The 17,838-nt window shown below is 58.1% G+C and carries 15 protein-coding genes and 1 pseudogene; 10 read left to right on the top strand and 6 right to left on the bottom strand.

The features are described 5' to 3' along the window. Positions 1 to 244 precede the first annotated feature (244 nt). Positions 245 to 568, top strand: coding sequence for a hypothetical protein (locus AB7G19_RS19010; protein WP_283016740.1), 324 nt, complete (start codon positions 245 to 247; stop codon positions 566 to 568). Here AB7G19_RS19010 and AB7G19_RS19015 read toward each other — a convergent pair. Then, the gene (locus AB7G19_RS19015) at positions 563 to 1,783 is read right to left on the bottom strand and encodes a hypothetical protein (protein ID WP_354124272.1); all 1,221 of its coding nucleotides are present in this window, start codon (positions 1,781 to 1,783) and stop codon (positions 563 to 565) included. The two genes, AB7G19_RS19010 and AB7G19_RS19015, sit on opposite strands and share 6 nt — an antisense overlap. A 1,064-nt stretch (positions 1,784 to 2,847) precedes the next feature. Between AB7G19_RS19015 and AB7G19_RS19020 the strand changes: the two genes are divergently transcribed. Beyond that, complete coding sequence (locus AB7G19_RS19020; protein ID WP_283017367.1) at positions 2,848 to 3,882, top strand: IS110 family transposase; 1,035 nt, start codon at positions 2,848 to 2,850, stop codon at positions 3,880 to 3,882. A 527-nt stretch (positions 3,883 to 4,409) separates the two neighbouring features. Here the strand turns inward: AB7G19_RS19020 and AB7G19_RS19025 are convergent. Beyond that, positions 4,410 to 5,444, bottom strand: coding sequence for an IS110 family transposase (locus AB7G19_RS19025; protein WP_441268013.1), 1,035 nt, complete (start codon positions 5,442 to 5,444; stop codon positions 4,410 to 4,412). A gap of 212 nt (positions 5,445 to 5,656) precedes the next feature. Then, a complete protein-coding gene (locus tag AB7G19_RS19030) occupies positions 5,657 to 6,028 on the bottom strand; it encodes a response regulator (RefSeq protein WP_283016713.1) in 372 nt (123 codons plus the stop codon). A 277-nt stretch (positions 6,029 to 6,305) separates the two neighbouring features. Between AB7G19_RS19030 and AB7G19_RS19035 the strand changes: the two genes are divergently transcribed. Beyond that, positions 6,306 to 7,286 (top strand): sensor histidine kinase, encoded by a 981-nt coding sequence (locus AB7G19_RS19035; protein WP_283018883.1) that lies wholly within the window; start codon positions 6,306 to 6,308, stop codon positions 7,284 to 7,286. Positions 7,287 to 7,331: 45 nt separating this feature from the next. On the opposite strand, the gene AB7G19_RS19040 is transcribed toward AB7G19_RS19035, so the two are convergent. Further along, positions 7,332 to 8,522, bottom strand: a complete 1,191-nt coding sequence (locus AB7G19_RS19040; RefSeq protein ID WP_283016712.1) for a sensor histidine kinase — start codon at positions 8,520 to 8,522, stop codon at positions 7,332 to 7,334. Between the two features lie 376 nt (positions 8,523 to 8,898). Here AB7G19_RS19040 and AB7G19_RS19045 point away from each other — a divergent pair, with 376 nt between their 5' ends. Continuing rightward, on the top strand, positions 8,899 to 9,933 hold the full coding sequence (locus AB7G19_RS19045; protein WP_441268013.1) for an IS110 family transposase: 1,035 nt from the start codon (positions 8,899 to 8,901) through the stop codon (positions 9,931 to 9,933). A gap of 958 nt (positions 9,934 to 10,891) precedes the next feature. Continuing rightward, positions 10,892 to 11,077, top strand: a complete 186-nt coding sequence (locus tag AB7G19_RS19050; RefSeq protein ID WP_028152975.1) for a hypothetical protein — start codon at positions 10,892 to 10,894, stop codon at positions 11,075 to 11,077. A 557-nt stretch (positions 11,078 to 11,634) separates the two neighbouring features. Here AB7G19_RS19050 and AB7G19_RS19055 read toward each other — a convergent pair. After that, positions 11,635 to 11,898: a hypothetical protein gene (locus AB7G19_RS19055; protein WP_283016710.1), complete on the bottom strand. Its 264-nt coding sequence runs from the start codon at positions 11,896 to 11,898 to the stop codon at positions 11,635 to 11,637. 808 nt (positions 11,899 to 12,706) lie between these two features. Between AB7G19_RS19055 and AB7G19_RS19060 the strand changes: the two genes are divergently transcribed. Beyond that, entirely contained in the window at positions 12,707 to 13,123 is a 417-nt protein-coding gene (locus AB7G19_RS19060; RefSeq protein WP_283016709.1) for a hypothetical protein, read from the top strand. 137 nt (positions 13,124 to 13,260) lie between these two features. Here AB7G19_RS19060 and AB7G19_RS19065 read toward each other — a convergent pair whose 3' ends face one another. Continuing rightward, positions 13,261 to 13,707: a HEAT repeat domain-containing protein gene (locus tag AB7G19_RS19065; RefSeq protein ID WP_428841311.1), complete on the bottom strand. Its 447-nt coding sequence runs from the start codon at positions 13,705 to 13,707 to the stop codon at positions 13,261 to 13,263. A gap of 421 nt (positions 13,708 to 14,128) precedes the next feature. Between AB7G19_RS19065 and nhaA the strand changes: the two genes are divergently transcribed. The 4 genes and pseudogenes from nhaA to tnpB all read left to right on the top strand — a co-directional run bounded on the left by nhaA (position 14,129) and on the right by tnpB (position 17,719). Next, positions 14,129 to 15,469 carry a Na+/H+ antiporter NhaA gene (gene nhaA / locus AB7G19_RS19070; RefSeq protein ID WP_283016708.1) on the top strand — a complete coding sequence of 447 codons (1,341 nt, stop codon included), beginning with the start codon at positions 14,129 to 14,131 and terminating at the stop codon, positions 15,467 to 15,469. 1,159 nt (positions 15,470 to 16,628) lie between these two features. Further along, positions 16,629 to 16,850 (top strand): annotated as a pseudogene (locus AB7G19_RS19075) (arylsulfatase); the annotation flags it as partial. 84 nt (positions 16,851 to 16,934) lie between these two features. Further along, on the top strand, positions 16,935 to 17,366 hold the full coding sequence (tnpA, locus tag AB7G19_RS19080; RefSeq protein WP_063980519.1) for an IS66-like element accessory protein TnpA: 432 nt from the start codon (positions 16,935 to 16,937) through the stop codon (positions 17,364 to 17,366). After that, positions 17,363 to 17,719 (top strand): IS66 family insertion sequence element accessory protein TnpB, encoded by a 357-nt coding sequence (gene tnpB, locus AB7G19_RS19085; protein ID WP_063980520.1) that lies wholly within the window; start codon positions 17,363 to 17,365, stop codon positions 17,717 to 17,719. The genes tnpA and tnpB overlap by 4 nt, the downstream gene beginning before the upstream one ends. Positions 17,720 to 17,838: the final 119 nt, after the last annotated feature.

The raw sequence follows: 17,838 nt of genomic DNA on the forward strand, positions 1-17,838 counted from the left end.
AGGCAGCCGGTTCATCGATGGCGGTAGGGCCGAACACGGAAAGGGAACGGTCGGACTTCAGCTTTTGACTCAGGCGGAGTCACCCGCCGGACGCATGGTTGGCATCTCCAAATTTTCCGGGCATTTCTATTCCGACCATCCGATGGGAGAGCACGGCGATCACCCACAATGCCGCCGGGCGGCAATGCCCGCTCGGCGGCCGTTAGCGCGGGAGGATGCTGAGCGCCGATATGAGGAGGTACCAATGGCAAAAGCTCGTTCAACGTCCATCAGCAGACGAAGCGTCGTCGCAGGACTGGCGATGACAGCCGCCCCCGTGGCTTTGGCTGGAGCCAATCAAGCGCATGCGCAGGTCCAGCAAACCACTCCGGATCAAAGCCTGTATGAGCGACTTGGCGGCGTTTTCGCCATTGCAGCGGTCGTGGATCACTTCAGCGACGTTGTCGTAAAGAACCCTACCGTCGGCCAGAAGTCAAAAAATCCGCAATTGAGGGAATGGCACACCAAAAATCTGAAACGTTTGCCGGCCTCAAATTCATGCGGACCACTTACATCTCTGCCCTCATGAGCGACCAAATGTACGGCGCGAGTAGCTTGAGATTACAGACGTGACCCGTCTGCGAAACTCTCGCACGTCGGCGGGTTCCCTGAAATGCGCATCCTTGATCAATGGCGTCAGCTCGTTGCGAAGGGCTTCAGGCAGTGCGGCCATAAGTTCGTTCAGCGGTCCGTGAGGTGGAATTCGGACTAAATGTCCCCCAATTATTGCTACCCCGGGACCGCAGTTGATCACGCCCCAGAGAATGATCGCGATAATATCGTCCCGCTTGCCGCGCGGAATTCGGAGAGGTGGGGGGCTCAATAAGAATCCATGCCCGGCGGAGGAACCAGCATTGGTATGTAGTTCACCCCAGCCGACAATTGCCCCGGAATCATTCATTTGAATTGCAAAGTCTAGACTCCAACCGGATCCGGACGGGAAGAGATCGCTTACTGCTGTGATAAACCCTCCGCTTTGAAGATAGTAGTTAAATTCGTGCTCAAACAAGATTTGACCGTTAGCATTGAGGTCAAGAATTTGGCCATTTGAGAATGGCGCGAGTGTGTCGGTGGTGGCATCGTAAATTGCCTGTACTTCGGGGCCGCCCCGACCAAAAAACCAAACCCACAGCTTGTCGTCGTTGGTGATGCGAATTCCATTGGACATGACGATGGGATTTGCCACCGCGCGCAGATTTGCACCATCGTAAAAGACGGGCACTTCGAGCTGATCGAAGCCTAGTACCCACCCTTGAACTCCGATCGCGTGGCCAATATCGTTGATATCTTTCAATTCAAGGAAGGCCGTCGATCCGGGTGGTTGCGACAGCGGTAACGTTGGCAACACCCAAGTAACCGCCTGGGTGTTGCGGTTGAAGATAAAACCTCTCTGATCATCCAGGACGCTCCCGCCCTTTGCCGCTGTTCCCACCACATCGCCGGAATTGTTCAGCGCCAGGGGTCCAATTGCGGGATAACCCGGAATTGCGATCGGCTCGGTCGTATTCGTTTCAAGATTGTAAAGCGCGTATTCCCGCCCGGTGGAGCCCTGCACTCTGGCGAGGACAACGCGCTCGTTGTTGATGGCCAGTACATCTATGATCTCAGATGGAAGAGTGATGAGAGTGCCGTCCACGAGGCGGACAAAGTTTGGCGGGTTCAACCCGGAGCCCAGGATGACGTCGCCTCGATTGCTTATTCCTTGTGGCCGCATCGGACCAAGATCTACGACAGAATAGCCCATGGGGTGTCTCCTGCAGATTGCAAGTGTTCTTAGCACGGTCTGGTCGAGGGCACTTTGGGATTTTGCCGGCAGATGCCCGCGGCGTCTTTCCTGACTATCCGGCTCCAGTCATCCGCAACACTGATGCCGGGAGCGAGATGGTGCGATGCGCTGGGGCATGCCGCCACCGCGGCACACGGGCGGCCCGCCGGGAGACTTATCAGGAACGTCGCGCAGCCCTAGCGAGGTGCGTGCAGCAGGAACCCCTCACCAAAAAAGAACAACTTGAGGCCCGCCACGGCTGGGAATAGGGTTGCTCAATGTAGAAGTGAAGAAGAAATAGCCCGATAACCCCTCAGAACAGGCGCGGTTTCTCGTTCCTAATTCGAGTTGTGACCGCGGCGATGATATGCCGGCGCAAACTACGCTCAGAGATATCAGCGAAGGGACATCCGCGGTAAAAGCGTGTTGGGATGCATAGCGCTGCCGATTTCTTTCGGCATTGAACTACGCTCTATCGACGACGGCAGGAGCCGTACTTCGAGCTGGGGTACGGGGATGGGAGTGAGCGTTGCGCGATTATCGGGGTGTGTGGATCGCATATCACCGAGAACATCGACAAGATCGCAAACACACGCGAGCAGGCCTTCGCTTTGATCGATGAAGTCGCCCAACAGATGAAAACGGATTGGGACGAAATTCACGACGTGGTCGAAAGAAAATGATCGATGCGTCAGGCACCGATGACGTCGCGCGCTACAATCAGGTGTGCAACGCTATCCTGCTGTCGAGCGCTTCAAGCAATGGGCGACCCGCAAGGGCGTCGTTTTTCACGACGCGCTGCGGCCGAGAACACGATGCACAAGTGCATCACCGCTGTGCGGTCGCTGCCGATGCAGCTACGGCTCAAGTCGAAGCGGTGGCTGGAGGAGCGGGGATTAGAAGCGCTGAATGATGGCGATGTCTAGATGCCGTAATGGGCCCTGCTCCGTGCAAGGGGGCATGATGGTGGCTGTCCCCCGATAGATGATGAAACGGGGTCACGACTTGAGTCGGCCCCAAGCATCTGGAGACGGAGGACAGCCGTGGAGAATTATGCCGGAATTGACGTGTCGTTGGAACTGTCGAGCGTATGCGTTGTGGATTCCCAGGGTAAGATCCTGAAGGAGGCGAAGGTCGCAAGCGAACCCGACGCCTTAGTCGAATTTTTCGAGACGCTTGGCTTTGCAGTGAATCGGATCGGGCTGGAGGCTGGGCCACTGTCGCAATGGCTGCATGCGGGGCTGCAAAGAGCAGGATTCGAGACGGTTCTGCTGGAAACACGGCATGTGAAGGCAGCATTGTCGGCGATGACAGTGAAGACGGATCGCAAGGATGCACGCGGAATTGCCCAGTTGATCCGGATGGGATGGTTCCGCGCGGTGCACGCAAAGTCGATAGGGGCTCAAGAGATCCGAGCGCTGCTGGTTGCGCGCAAACAGCTTCTTGGGCGACTTATCGATGTGGAGTTAAGTATCCGCGGGATTTTGCGTGGCTTTGGGCTGAAGGTTGGCCCGGTGACGCGGAAGAATTTCGAAGCGCGGATCCGAGAGTTGGTTGCGGGTCAGGCGACATTGGAACGCATTGCCATAGCGATGCTTTCGGCACGATCGGCCTTGAAGGCAGAGTACGGAAGGCTACACAAAGCTGTGCTGGCAACGGCGCGTGACGATGCGGTCTGTCGCCGGCTAATGACAGTGCCAGGTGTTGGTCCCCTAGTGGCGATTACCTACAAATCGGCGATTGATGATCCTCATCGCATTGTAAAATCGAAGGCGGCAGGCGCGCTGTTCGGGCTCACGCCAAAGAAATACCAATCGGGAGAAAAGGACGTCACGGGCGGGATCACGCTGGCCGGCGACGAGATAGTGCGTACGGTGTTGTATGAGGCCGCCAACGTTCTGCTATCGCGCATCACGCGATTCTCAAAACTTAAGCGCTGGGGGATGGACGTCGCCAAGCGGCGAGGCTCGAAGCGCGCAAAAGTCGCCTTGGCACGCAAGCTCGCAGTGATCCTGCATCGAATCTGGGTCGACGGCACAACTTACCGATGGACCGACGCGGCCCCGATCGCAGCATAGAACACGAGGAGAAGAGTTGGAATGCAACCGGGCTGAACTGAGCCTGGTGCCCGAAGTCCCGTCGCCGGGACGGTGGATCCGGTGAAGCCGTTACACGCCCAGTGGCCGTCTTCTGACGGACCACGCGTATCTAGATAGGCTCACCGCTCCCTCTGACAGCATGATGTGGCGGCCAGGCGTTGACCACGGACAGAAGCATGAGCTCGGCGGCGTGACATTCACTCGGGAGGCTTGACATCATCGGGCCCATTACAGAAGGGCGTGTATTCATCTGTGGACGCCCCGCGAGATGCAAGCGGTTTTTGAAGAAGATCGGCACGTAGTCGGATGCTGCCATCTGTCCGGCCTCTGATGGTGCAGCGATGAAGCTGCGGGCCCGTATGGGAGTTCGCAGACCGGAACCAAATCATAAAAGCGTGCTCCAGGCACGATGAGTACATCTGGTTCTTCCGGCCCCGTCTCGCCGACTGTTGCGCCATACCCTCCTTCGACCGACTACATCTCTGACGACCTCTGGCCCGCCAAGATCACGCCTTGGCGGCAACCGGAGCCCTGTAGTTCTCCTGCTTCACAAGGAGCGCCCAGACGATCCGCGCCATCTTGTTCGCGAGCGCGACCGTTACCAGCATGCGCGGCTTGCGAGCTAGCATCTGTTCGAGCCACGAACCCCTTGGCGCGCCGCGTTTGCTCGCCTGTTGCACGACCGCGCTGCTGCCGATGATGAGGAGGCGCCTGAGCGTGCGTTCGCCCATCTTGGATGTCGCACCGAGCTTCTGCTTGCCGCCTGTCGATCTTTGAAGAGGCGTGAGACCGAGCCATGCCGCGAAGTCACGGCCTTTGGCAAAGGTCTCGGCTGGCGGTGCTAGAGCGGCGATCGCGGTGGCGGAGATTGGGCCAATGCCGGGAACGGTCATTAGCCGGCGCGATACTTCGTCCTCGCGAGCACGTCGCGCGATCTCCTGGTCGAGGTCCGCGACCTTGCCATTGAGCTCGGCCAACAGATCCAACATCAATCGGAACATGGCGTGGGCCGCTTTGGGAAGCGAGCTGGCCATCTCTTCTTCCTCGATCAGGTCGGTAAGCATCGCCACGTGCGAAGGCCCCTTAGGTGCGATCCAACCATATTCAGTGAGGTGTCCCCGGATCGCGTTGATGAGCTGCGTTCGCTGCCGCACAAACAGGTCACGGGTCCGAAACACCAGACCCGCCGCCTGTTGCTGTTCGCTCTTCACGGCCACGAACCGCATGCTCGGCCGCTGCGCTGCTTCGCAGATCGCCTCGGCATCGATCGCGTCGTTCTTTTGCCGCTTCACAAAGGGCTTTACATAGGCGGGAGGGATCAGCCGAACTTCATGGCCAAGCCGGGCGAGCTGACGGGCCCAGTGATGGGCTCCGCCACATGCCTCCAGAGCTACCGTGCAACTCGGCTGGGCCGCGAAGAAATCCAGCAGCTTTCCTCGGCTGATCCGTTTGCTGAATATAGCTCGCCCTTTCCTGTCCGCTCCATGAGCGTGGAAAACATGCTTGGCGATATCCAGACCGATTATGCTAACCTCCGACACGGACGCCTCCCTTAAGTGGTGCTAAACACCTCCACTTTGGCACATCGATGCCGTCGGCGGGGCGTCCACCCCATCATAAACCTGCGCTGCACTTCTTATGAGGTCCGCTCTGCCTCTGATAGCGGCGCTTTGGTGCACCTCACCCTAGGTCCGCGATGGGCCAAACCCGGAAGTCGTAACGACTGCGTTGGCTCCGCTGAAAGGTACTTCAATTAGACTGTCAATTCACGAAGCGTTTTCAAGATTTGAGCAGCATTGTAGGGCTTCGGCAAAAATAACCCGCCGTCTGGCAGATCATCACAACCGATTCTGGCTTGGCCGGAAGTGGTAATGATCTTGATCGGAGGCCAACGATCTCTGACCGCGGCAGCCAGTTTGAGACCATCCATACTGCCGGGCATTTGAATGTCGGTAAAGACGACGGCGATGTCTAATCGGGTTTCGAGAATAGCAATGGCTTCATCCGCATTGGCCGCTTCGATCACATCGAACTCATCTCCTGCAATCATTTGCGCCGCGTCCATCCGTATCAACACGTCATCTTCCACAATAAGAATGACCGCTCGTTTCGCCGCTGAAATCATCGGTCAATCTTTCATCTAATGGAACGGCCTCTCAGCCTCGTTTTATGTGTCAGGAACCAATCTGTTGCTCGAACCTATTGGGGGGCCGCGGAGTTGGTTCCCAAAGCGTCATCCAAAATCCCCTAAGGCATTTGCGGCCGGCGTTGTCGCCGATCTAATCCACTGCAGCAGGCAAAGTTCATCGAGCTGAGGAATAAACGTGGAAGCGCAAGGTGTTGGCTCGGCTGAGGTTGTCCCAGTCCCGAAGGTTTCCGAAGACCCGGCCGAGAAGGCGGGCCTGCCGGTTTGGAATGCCGACCAGCTTCGTTTGGCAATCTTGGCGGCGGGCGTCGCGCTCTGGTCGTGGAACGTAGACAACAATCGATTCACAATGGACGAGAGGGCTTTCGATCTCTGGGGGGTGCCCCTGAGCGAATACGTGTCGTTCGATGACCTCTCGTCACATGTACATCCGGCCGACCGTGATCGCGTAAAAGCTGCTTTTGCTGCTACCCGCGCGATCATCGGCGCCTACGAAATTGATTTCCGTATCATGGTCGGCGAAGAGGTCAGGTGGATTTCCGCTCGCGGCCAGGGAAATGACGCGGGCATTGTTGGTCGCATCATGTACGGAATTTTCATCGACGTGACGGGACGCAAGCAAGCTGAGGAAGGCCATGAGTTGCTCGCTGGCGAAATGAGCCACCGGGTGAAAAATCTACTGGCCATTGCATCCGGTCTCACCGCCATCACTTCGCGGTCCGCCAAGACGACCGCCGACATGGCGAAAGAACTTACGCATCGGCTGACGGCGCTAGGTCGCGCCCATGATCTTGTCCGGCCCCTTCCCGGTCAGGGTGGAAAAGCGGCGCTGTTAGGCGATCTTTTGACCGTACTGCTTGCGCCTTATGACGACTTGGGAGCGTTTAGCGGTCGCGTCCGCGTCTCAGTCCCCCGCATGGGCGTCGGCGAGCAAGCGGCTACAACGCTCGCGCTCGTTGTCCATGAGCTGGCCACCAATTCACTGAAGTATGGCGCGCTATCCTCACCAACCGGCACACTGGATATATCCTGCGCCGCGCATGATACCGAGGTGGTAGTCGTCTGGACCGAGCGCGGCGGCCCGCCCGTCGCGTCTCCGATTGGTGAAGGTGGATATGGAAGCAAGCTGCTCAATCGCAGCATGACGGCCCAGCTTGGCGGCTCGATTTCGTGCGATTGGAGTGCGGAGGGCGTGATCGTCACGCTTCACATGGTCAAAGACCGCCTGACAAGGTAAAGGCTGCATGTCTCAATGGTACCAAAGAGCGGACGATCACCTCCTTCACGCGGGCGCCGCGACGGAACCAAGCGGCACATCCAGCGAGTATCTAAAACCGGATGTTTCGTAAGCAAGTTGCACCTCGCCGTTCAGTTGCTGGCCTAGAGATTTCATCATGCGGGTGCCAAAGCTTCGTCGGGTTGGGTGCGCGACCTCGGGACCTCCGCTTTCGGTCCAGACCAAGTAAAGCCTCTGCTTCAACTCATCTATCGTCCACGCGATTTCAACGCGACCGGCCGGGCCAGAGAGAGCGCCGAATTTCGTCGTATTGGTGCACAATTCGTTGAAAGTCATAGCGAGCGCTATAACCGCGCCTGAGGTAATCCTCAGATCGGGCCCGTTGAAGTGGAAGCGCCTGGCTCCCTGGCTGTCGTAGGGCTCTGTGGCACTCTGGAAAGTCTGGGTAAGACTCGCGCTTGCCCAGTTCACCTGCATCAGCAGGTCGTGGGCTCGTCCCAACGCGCCTAGCCGGCCCTCCATGGCCGTTTGGCCGTCCTCGACACTGGAAGCTGCGCGAAAGCTCTGCGAGGCGATCGCGCTCACGGTGGCAAGGGTGTTCTTGATGCGATGATGAAGTTCGCCAAGAATCAGCTTCTGCAATTTGTCGGCGACCTCTCGCTCCTTGGCATCGATACCTGCCTGGACAAGCAGAGTTTCCGCATCGATGCCGGCTTGCTCCAGCAGTAACCGAAGGCTGTGGTTCTCCGCCGACAAAACCACCTCCTGTGCGGAACGCGACGACGGGGTGGTTGGCAGAGCGGCGGGAAGCGATTGGTTTGCCGGCAATCCGGTTGCGTCAGGAACAATCAAAAGGGCGCCTGTACCTACCATTGCTTGCAATTCGGTGATCATCTGGTCGACAGCGAGCGGTTTGGCAAAGAATCGGCTGTCCGCCGGCCTTTCCGAATCGGTGGGCATCACTTGACCGGAAACCAGGATGATCTTGATCGCTGGCCAGCGGTTGTGCACGGCGTGGGCGAGTGTCAAGCCGTCGATGCTACCGGGCATTTGAATATCGGTAAACAGTAGGGAGATATCTGAGCGGGACTCAAGAATAGAGATCGCCTGGTCCGCATTGACGGCTTCGACGGGATTGAACCCCGCATCTTCTACGATGTCTACCGCGCGCATGCGTAAGACCATCTCGTCTTCGACGATAAGCACGTTCGGCAAGGGAATCGAACCTGTCGACATGGATAGCCTCACTAGCTGCCCCCAAATTGCCGAGGCAAGGGTGACGGCGGCAATTGCGGGGTCATCCGGCCATCGCTGAGCATTATGGCTAGAGCAGTGCTGCGCCTTTCGAGGACGGATAGCGAGCTAATTCGCTGCGCCCGGAGGATTAATGAGCCCCTGTCACCGGTGGCTGACAGTGATTGAAACTTTTTGGATTGCCGTCTTTTGACGTCGTCCCTCAACAGGCGGGAGATCGAACAAGCCTGAAATGGCAATTGTGGCTGCCGACTTCCGCTGCGTTGGTAATCCGACCTTCTATGATGGGGTGGACGCCCCGCCGACGGCATCGATGTGCCAAAGTGGAGGTGTTTAGCACCACTTAAGGGAGGCGTCCGTGTCGGAGGTTAGCATAATCGGTCTGGATATCGCCAAGCATGTTTTCCACGCTCATGGAGCGGACAGGAAAGGGCGAGCTATATTCAGCAAACGGATCAGCCGAGGAAAGCTGCTGGATTTCTTCGCGGCCCAGCCGAGTTGCACGGTAGCTCTGGAGGCATGTGGCGGAGCCCATCACTGGGCCCGTCAGCTCGCCCGGCTTGGCCATGAAGTTCGGCTGATCCCTCCCGCCTATGTAAAGCCCTTTGTGAAGCGGCAAAAGAACGACGCGATCGATGCCGAGGCGATCTGCGAAGCAGCGCAGCGGCCGAGCATGCGGTTCGTGGCCGTGAAGAGCGAACAGCAACAGGCGGCGGGTCTGGTGTTTCGGACCCGTGACCTGTTTGTGCGGCAGCGAACGCAGCTCATCAACGCGATCCGGGGACACCTCACTGAATATGGTTGGATCGCACCTAAGGGGCCTTCGCACGTGGCGATGCTTACCGACCTGATCGAGGAAGAAGAGATGGCCAGCTCGCTTCCCAAAGCGGCCCACGCCATGTTCCGATTGATGTTGGATCTGTTGGCCGAGCTCAATGGCAAGGTCGCGGACCTCGACCAGGAGATCGCGCGACGTGCTCGCGAGGACGAAGTATCGCGCCGGCTAATGACCGTTCCCGGCATTGGCCCAATCTCCGCCACCGCGATCGCCGCTCTAGCACCGCCAGCCGAGACCTTTGCCAAAGGCCGTGACTTCGCGGCATGGCTCGGTCTCACGCCTCTTCAAAGATCGACAGGCGGCAAGCAGAAGCTCGGTGCGACATCCAAGATGGGCGAACGCACGCTCAGGCGCCTCCTCATCATCGGCAGCAGCGCGGTCGTGCAACAGGCGAGCAAACGCGGCGCGCCAAGGGGTTCGTGGCTCGAACAGATGCTAGCTCGCAAGCCGCGCATGCTGGTAACGGTCGCGCTCGCGAACAAGATGGCGCGGATCGTCTGGGCGCTCCTTGTGAAGCAGGAGAACTACAGGGCTCCGGTTGCCGCCAAGGCGTGATCTTGGCGGGCCAGAGGTCGTCAGAGATGTAGTCGGTCGAAGGAGGGTATGGCGCAACAGTCGGCGAGACGGGGCCGGAAGAACCAGATGTACTCATCGTGCCTGGAGCACGCTTTTATGATTTGGTTCCGGTCTGCGAACTCCCATACGGGCCCGCAGCTTCATCGCTGCACCATCAGAGGCCGGACAGATGGCAGCATCCGACTACGTGCCGATCTTCTTCAAAAACCGCTTGCATCTCGCGGGGCGTCCACAGATGAGTAGACGCCCTATGTAGGGGAGTGGCCTGATTTGCCTTCGGTAATTTTTGCGAGGTGATCAAAATTGACCATAAGTCCGGTAGCGTACATGCCAGGTTATCCCATCACCGCGCAGCCTTGGCATCTATCGGTGATGAGAACGCCATCACGCGCTCCCGCCTCCTTCCCTTTGGACAGGAGCTGGCGCCATGCACCGACGCCGCATCAAGCAAACGACATCCCTTGAAGAACGCCTTGCCGAACAAGCCCAGCGGCTCCGTCAGGCAGCCAAATCGCTTCCGCCAGGTATCGAGCGGGAGCGGGCGATCCGCAAAGCTCGGCAAGCCGAGACCGGCGCTCACATAAGCGAGTGGCTGACCTCGCCGGGTTTGGCACCACCGAAATGATCGGATACCACGCCCACCTTATAGGCTCCGATGGTCACATTCAACAGCGGATCGACCTCCTATGCGATACCGACGAGGAGGCAAAGGGACAGGTCGAACAGCTTGTGGATGGTCATGACGTAGAGCTATGGCACCTCAACCGCAGGGTTTGCGAGTTCAAAGCCAAAGAGTGAGGCCGCCTCAGTTGGCGGCCTCTTTGAGCCAGTGCTTTCCAATTTGCGAATTCGCGCAGCCGCCAAGTGAGCGCTGACAGGGCGCCTGAGGCTGTGGTAAAACCAGCCCAAAGGAAAGGTACGCGCGGCGGGGCGTGCTATGCGGGACTATCAAGCGCAATTGGAAAAGCTGCGGACCGACGCGGCCGAGTGCAAGCTCATCAGTGATCTTGCCACTGACAAAGCCAAACGGGACTTGTTCGAGAGGCTGGCCAGCCATCTTACGGTTCTTGCCGATCAGGTCGAGACGGCCATGCTCGAACGCAAGGTCCGTGACGGGACTTAGAGTGGCACAATCTGCATAGACGCCACTTCTAGTTGGTGCATAATTTTCCCTCAAATTCGCGAGGGAGCGCCATGACCGAGCGATTTATTCAGGCAGGCATTGTCACCGTAGGCACCGTGAACGCTGGCCTAATCGTTTGGCTAATACTGACGATTTGAGGCCGCCTCAGTTGGCGGCCTGGCCTGGTTTGATTTAGATCAAGAGACGCTGGCCGCCATCAGACACGCTGGGCCTCATGGGAAAGCCTGAGGAACAGAGCGAGCCCAAAGAGCCCAAGCCGTCTCGCTTGGAGGAAGCGCTGCGGATCATTGAGGATTATGTCGCTGAGCTTCGTGAGATCGTTCGGAAGCTCAGGCGCAAGATGAACTAAGGCCGCGGCAGTTGGCTGCTCTCTCCTCCCGAAGATACAACTTCAGATTCGTTGTCTTCGGCCAACTGCCATGAAAGATTGGCGGCATATTCGCGTCTCGGAGGGAATATCCGTTGCGCCTTGCATTGCCTTATGTGGGAATTGGTTTCTGCGCGCTTCTCTCGGGCTGGTTGTCCTTTACCTTGATCTATTGAGTGAGTAGGCCGCCCGGGCCTAGCAAGCGCACGTAAGTCCCGCTCTCGTGCAGCTGGAGCCAGCCGCGCTCGATCGCGTGTTTGAGCCCGGCGCCGAACTCGCTGCCACTGCCCATCAGCTTGAACAAGAAGGGCGCGTTGATCCTCTCGATATAGATGCGGCCGTCCTGGACGGCCTCGGCGCTCGCTGCGAGCTCGACCAGCTTGCGCGCGGCCGCCTCCGGGTCAGCATAGGGTCGTTCTTCGGTGTGCTTCATCGGCGTGTCCCAACTGGTGGCCTGCGCGGCCGTGATATGTGCGCGGTGCGGGTAGCTCTCCGGCACACGCGCGCCAATCGACCCACAATTTGAGATAAGTCCGTCGAGTTACGAAAAGCAGTTTGTGGCAAGCCGAAACCGGCTCGCACATTAGCGACTGGCTGCGCTCCCTCGGTTTACAGCCGCCGAAGTAGGCCGGTCATGCCACTCGGATACTATGCTTACGTCATCGGTGACGATGGCCACATTGCCAATCGCGTTGATGTTGTTTGCGACAATGACGAAGACGCGCTTCGCCACGCGGAGCAGCTAGTGGATGGTCACGCCATAGAGCTATGGCAAGGGGCGCGACGGATAGCGACGCTCAGGCCAAGGTCCAACCAAGGTGCGCATCAAGCTACGTCACAGATTTCCACCTCCGAAACCTTGGGTCTGGGAGATTCATGTCGGCAAGCGTCTGATCAAAGCGTCGCATGAATCCTATGCCTCACAAGAAGAGGCTCATAGTCTTGGAATATGCAAACCGGCCTACAACACGACATAGACGGTAAGGCTGCCTCAGTTGGCGGCTTCCTCTATTTGTGGATTATGTCGCCTGTTGGCCCATCAGCGAAGTGGCGAATCATCTTGAGGTCCGCTTCGTGGGTGGAAGCGGACTAGTTTTGCTCAGGCCGAGTTCTTCGCACTTTGACCCGAAGCGGACGTCGGCATTCGAGCGCTTCGGAGAAGAACCCTTTAAGCTTGTACCTACTAATGCAGTGCTTCCCTATTCCTTGGGCCCAATAGGAAACACGCGCGTAAGCCTGCTATGAACGAAACAGACTTCGAAGAAAGCCAAGCTCAGCGCTTCGCAACTTTGTCGCGATGGAAACGATGGCTGGCCAACGTCGGTATTCTTGACGGCCGTGTCTTGCTGATGAGCGATGCCGAACGCCAGAAAATGAGAACAGAGAATCTCAGGCGATTGGCTGCTCGGCCCCTATGGGAGAAGTGGATTGCGATCGCAGGACTTGCAGCGGGGGCGATCTCGGTTGCGCTGTATCCATATCTATTCGGACGCCTGACAATCGGCTGGGAAAAGCTGGGCTTCACCAGAACGATTGTTCCATCCGGAGAGCCGATTTTATTCATAGCCACGCTGCTGTTTTTTGAGGGCTTCTTCCTCTGCTTGGTGTATTTTTTGACCAGGGTTTATTTCTTCCGTGGCAACGACGGAAGCTCTTGATCCTAACCAGTCTCGGCGCATGTCTACTCATGGCCGAGATGCGAAGTGCCGACACCTCTCTTTGAGGTCCGCTTAGTGGGTCGGAACGGACTGGATTTGCTCACGCTGAGTGCTTCGCATTTTGACCCGTTGCCGACTTAGCGAGACTGTTCAGCACCTATTGTACCAAGCCTCGGCTTGGTCCGCCTGTAGATCGGACCTCCCGGCACATACCATCCGGCTTTCTTGCGAACGGTTGAATTTTCATCATCTTGCTGTGCAGCGGAGACTGCCGCAGCGGCAAGAGCATTGGTGTGAACGAATTGTCCGACCACTTCTATCGCCATTGCGCGGACGTGCGCATCGGGGTCGCGCGCAAGCAATCTTATTGCCTTGGGAAGCACTTCACCTTCCTCGGGCTTGCAGGCCCCTTCCTTACACCGGTCGCATGCTAGCGTGTGCAAAGCTGAGCACCTGACGCGCTCATCGGCATCGTTCAGCTTACCCATCAGATCGGCGAGAGTGTCGGGCGATAGATATCGGTCGAGAAACCTGCAGCAATGCAAGCGAACATCAGCATTGTCATGCCGCAGCCCAGCGCGCACTGCAGGAGCCGCTTGCGTCCCAATATTGAGCAACGCCCAATAGGCGTCTGGCGCCCTGTATGGGAATGCAAGCTCTTCGATGATCTTGTGAAGTTCCGCCAATATGTCAGCGACCCGTTGGGTTGTTGCGCGTTGCCCATTTTAGAACGCCACCGCGTTTCTCGCCATATAGCCACTTCCCCGGATGGCCCGTTTGAGACCTGGCGAGGGGTACTAAAGATGTCCGCTCACTGGGGCTGACCGGAAGTCGTCTCGGGAGAACCAAATCGACGCGATTGACCCAGAACAGACATTGGTGACCGATCACTCCTCCGAGGTTGAATTGTCGCCATCGCGATGTATAACGGCGTTCGGGTGCTCGCTGCATTGAACAGCGACAGGTCAAGCGATGGTCGGGCCGCCACGCGGAAAGCGTGCGCCCGTGAACGATAGCTCTTCATTCGACGATCTGCCGAAAGCCCAGCGGCTGGCGGAACAGGCCCTCAGCACCCTACATAGGTTCCTGCATGTTGAGGCTGTCAGCGGTGCCGTGCTCCTCGCGGCCGCGGCCGCTGCACTTATCTGGGCCAACTCTCCGTTCGCTCATAGCTATCACGCCTTTTGGAACCTTCCGCTCACAATCGGTGTCGGCGAATACGTGTTTTCCCGGTCGTTGCATTTCTGGGTCAACGACGCACTTATGACCGTCTTCTTCCTCGTCGTGGGCATGGAGATTCGGCGCGAGGTCCATGAAGGCGCACTGAGCAGACTCGACCAAGCCATTCTGCCGCTGGTTGCCGCGACAGGTGGCGTCATCGTGCCGGCGCTCATCTATCTGAGCCTCAACAGCGATCCGGCTAGAGGGCAGGGCTGGGCCGTGCCAACCGCGACAGACATCGCCTTTGCAGTCGGAGTGCTCGCGCTGCTTGGACGAACGATCCCGGTCAATGTGCGTGTGTTCTTGCTTGCTCTGGCGATCATCGACGACATCATTGCGGTACTGATCATTGCCCTGTTCTACACCGCAAGTCTTCAGCCTGGCGGTTTCATCATCGCGTCAATTGGCGTTCTCGCGGCTTTGGGATGTCAGCGGTTCGGGATCGGTTCTGCGCCCTTTTACGTACTGCCCGGTTCTTTGGTTTGGATTGGGTTCATGGTAGCCGGCATCCATCCAACTCTTGCAGGTGTCGTGCTCGGGCTGATAACTCCGGCACGCGCCATACCGATGCGGGAGCCGCCACTGGAAGTCGTGTCGCGAGTGCTCAAGCAGTTGCGAAGCAGCGATGCGGTGAAGGCAAGGGATCCGCACCTGTTAGAGCAACCGCTGCGAGACCTTCGCATAGCTCACCGCGAGATATTGCCGCCGGTGTCGCGGGTGCAGATGGCAATGCATCCGTGGGTGGCTTACGGCGTCATGCCGATCTTCGCGCTGGCAAATGCCGGCGTCAGCTTAACGGGCACTGATCTCTCCGCAGGGGGCCACCTGGTGATGATGGGCACTGCGCTTGCCTTGGTCGCTGGGAAACCGCTTGGCGTCGTCGGTGCGACTTGGGTCGCGGTACGACTGGGCTGGTGCCGCCTTGCTCCTGGAGTTACGTGGGGTGGCGTCTGTCTGGTCGGCCTGCTGGCTGGTATCGGTTTTACAATGTCGATCTTCATCTCGATGCTCGCCTTCTCCGATCAAGGATTATTGAGGGCGGCGAAACTGGGCGTCCTCTTCGGTTCGCTTGTCGCCGCCACACTCGGCCTTGGCTGGGGAGCGACCTACGTTCGACGTCAGTGAAAGCAGCTCAAATGTCTTTCAAAGCTCCCCACGTATCGTTTGTATCGCTTGCCGTCGAGATTCTGCCCTCCGGGGTTACCCAAGTGATGATCGTAGAAACTGGCTTGCACCTAAATCCGAAGCATTCCTCGTACAATAAATCCGCCGTGGAAGGTCTCATTTCGGCCGCGCAGGAATATGTTAGCGTCAACATAGAAGGTCCTGCCGCTATTCGGCTTGTTTCGACCCAAAGCGGGGAGATCTGACGGTCTGCTCCCGTTGTTCGTCGGAATCAGCTCTATTGCGCTTCGCCATCTCGCCAAAGGTTTGATCCGCCGGTAAATCGTCAATGAAAGATGATAAACTTCTATTCTGGCTTTCAGTAGTAGTGGGCCTCCTTGTGATCGGCTACTCGCTCTACGTTCTCTATTTCATTATCGGTTGAGAATGTTTGTGGCTCCTTATTGCGATGTTTGGGCATGTCCGCCTGTGGCCCTGAGCAGACCTCCGCAACTTCGGGTTTTTCGCGCTATCCCCATCTTGTCGCGTTGCGCATCTACATCCGCAGGATCGGCTCTGTGCTTCCTGGGTGAGCAAAAATCGAATCCGTTCTAGTGCTACATTGCGACCTCACCGACGTCGGCGTGTCCGCTTTTCCCCCTAGGTCGTATCCCTTAGGGGTGGACGCGAGGACTGACACATTGTCATGTCCGCCTCGTTGCATTGATTTAGATCAAGGTCGTCTCTACCGAACGGCCATTACTTCCGATTACGCTTTGGGAAAGCCTGGACCGCGCTGCGCCGTCAGCAAACGGCAGGGTGGTTTTCTGCACCAAAAAACCAATGCCGACGGCTTCGAACGTACCTCGCAAGTCACGACCCCCGAACGACCAACGCAAAGATTTCACAGAAGGCATCAAAGGCGGCACGCATTTGTGTGTGCCGAACTACTGCAGACGCTAGCGGCCTGGCTGCGCGCCGTGCGGAGTCGGCCGACGCGTCCACCAGCCATCTTGTCTTTCGATGCATCAGGCGATGAGCCTCTGATGCATCATAAAGAGGGAGCGTAACCATGTTGAGTTCCGTATTGCCCGACAAACAACCCTTTACTGCAACGCCGCCACGCAAGACACCTGGTTGGCTAAAGCGTTCAAGCACTGTCCTGCTGGGCGCGACGATGATGACGATGATGATGCCGCTGGTTGGGCCGGCCAGTACGCCAGCAGCAGCTCAGCAGCCGGCCCAGAAACCAAACATCCTCTTCATCATGGGCGACGACATCGGATGGATGCAGCCGCGCATCTACCATCAAGGACTGATGGTCGGCGAGACGCCCAACATCGACCGCATCGGACAAGAGGGCGCCAAGTTCATGCACTACTACGCCGAGCAGAGTTGCACTGTAAGCGTCGTTCCGCTCCCACCTTTTCGGGGCAGATGGGATAGGCGAGTTTCACGATCTCTTTGAAGGGATCGGTTTGTGTCTATGTTTGACCATACGCTTAAGTCGGATGTAACGGCGCGCCGGCTGGAAGTGATCACGGAGACGGGACGACGTCGTTGGTTCTCCAAGGACGACAAGGCCCGGATTGTCGAGGAGACGCTGGTACCAGGCGCGGTCGTTTCCGAGATTGCCCGGCGACACGGGCTGACCCCACAACAAGTGTTCACTTGGCGCCGGCAAGCGCGCCGGCAGCCGGCGCCGATGGCTAACGATCCGCAGTTTGTACCTGCGGTGGTAGACGCCATGGCGCCGGTCGCGGTTGCGGGCCGTGAGCGCAAGACAGCGCGACGGAAGGCCAAGCCGGATGTTGGGGGCATCGAGATCGAAGCCGAAGGCGTCACTATCCGGGTCGGCCAAGGCGCGGACGTGGCGATGATTGCGGCCATCGTCCATGCGTTGAAGGCAAGCCGGTGATCGGCCCGTCCGGCACTGTCCGGGTGATGGTGGCAACCAAGCCAGTCGACTTCCGCAAGGGAATGGAAGGGCTTGCTATGTTGGTACGCGAGCACATGAAGGCCGATCCGTTCTCGGGTGCTGTTTATGTCTTCCGTGCCAAGCGCGCGGACCGGATCAAGCTGATCTTCTGGGATGGTACGGGTTTGTGCCTGTTCGCCAAGCGGCTCGAGGAAGGCGTCTTCCGCTGGCCGAAGATCGAGGATGGCGTGATGCGTTTGTCAGCGGCAGAATTGTCGGCGCTGCTCGAAGGGCTCGATTGGCGGCGTGTCCACGCGGCACGGGAGACGGTCGTCCCGACGCAAGCCGGATAATTGTGGGCCGCGCTGCGGCGAAGTGAATCAGAGGCATCGAGTACGTCGTCAGGCGGGCGCGAATATGCTCTGATTTGCCCGTGAGCGATAACCTTCCTGATGATCCCGAGACGCTGAAG

Source organism: Bradyrhizobium sp. 215_C5_N1_1 (assembly GCF_052075935.1).
In the GTDB taxonomy this organism is placed as follows: domain Bacteria; phylum Pseudomonadota; class Alphaproteobacteria; order Rhizobiales; family Xanthobacteraceae; genus Bradyrhizobium; species Bradyrhizobium barranii.

Coding starts and splice junctions, on each gene's coding strand:
- AB7G19_RS19010 (WP_283016740.1), top strand. CDS start 245: ATGGCAAAAGCTCGTTCAACGTCCATCAGCAGACGAAGCGTCGTCGCA.
- AB7G19_RS19040 (WP_283016712.1), bottom strand. CDS start 8,522: ATGTCGACAGGTTCGATTCCCTTGCCGAACGTGCTTATCGTCGAAGAC.
- AB7G19_RS19015 (WP_354124272.1), bottom strand. CDS start 1,783: ATGGGCTATTCTGTCGTAGATCTTGGTCCGATGCGGCCACAAGGAATA.
- AB7G19_RS19050 (WP_028152975.1), top strand. CDS start 10,892: ATGCGGGACTATCAAGCGCAATTGGAAAAGCTGCGGACCGACGCGGCC.
- tnpA (WP_063980519.1), top strand. CDS start 16,935: ATGTTTGACCATACGCTTAAGTCGGATGTAACGGCGCGCCGGCTGGAA.
- AB7G19_RS19030 (WP_283016713.1), bottom strand. CDS start 6,028: ATGATTTCAGCGGCGAAACGAGCGGTCATTCTTATTGTGGAAGATGAC.
- AB7G19_RS19055 (WP_283016710.1), bottom strand. CDS start 11,898: ATGAAGCACACCGAAGAACGACCCTATGCTGACCCGGAGGCGGCCGCG.
- AB7G19_RS19060 (WP_283016709.1), top strand. CDS start 12,707: ATGAACGAAACAGACTTCGAAGAAAGCCAAGCTCAGCGCTTCGCAACT.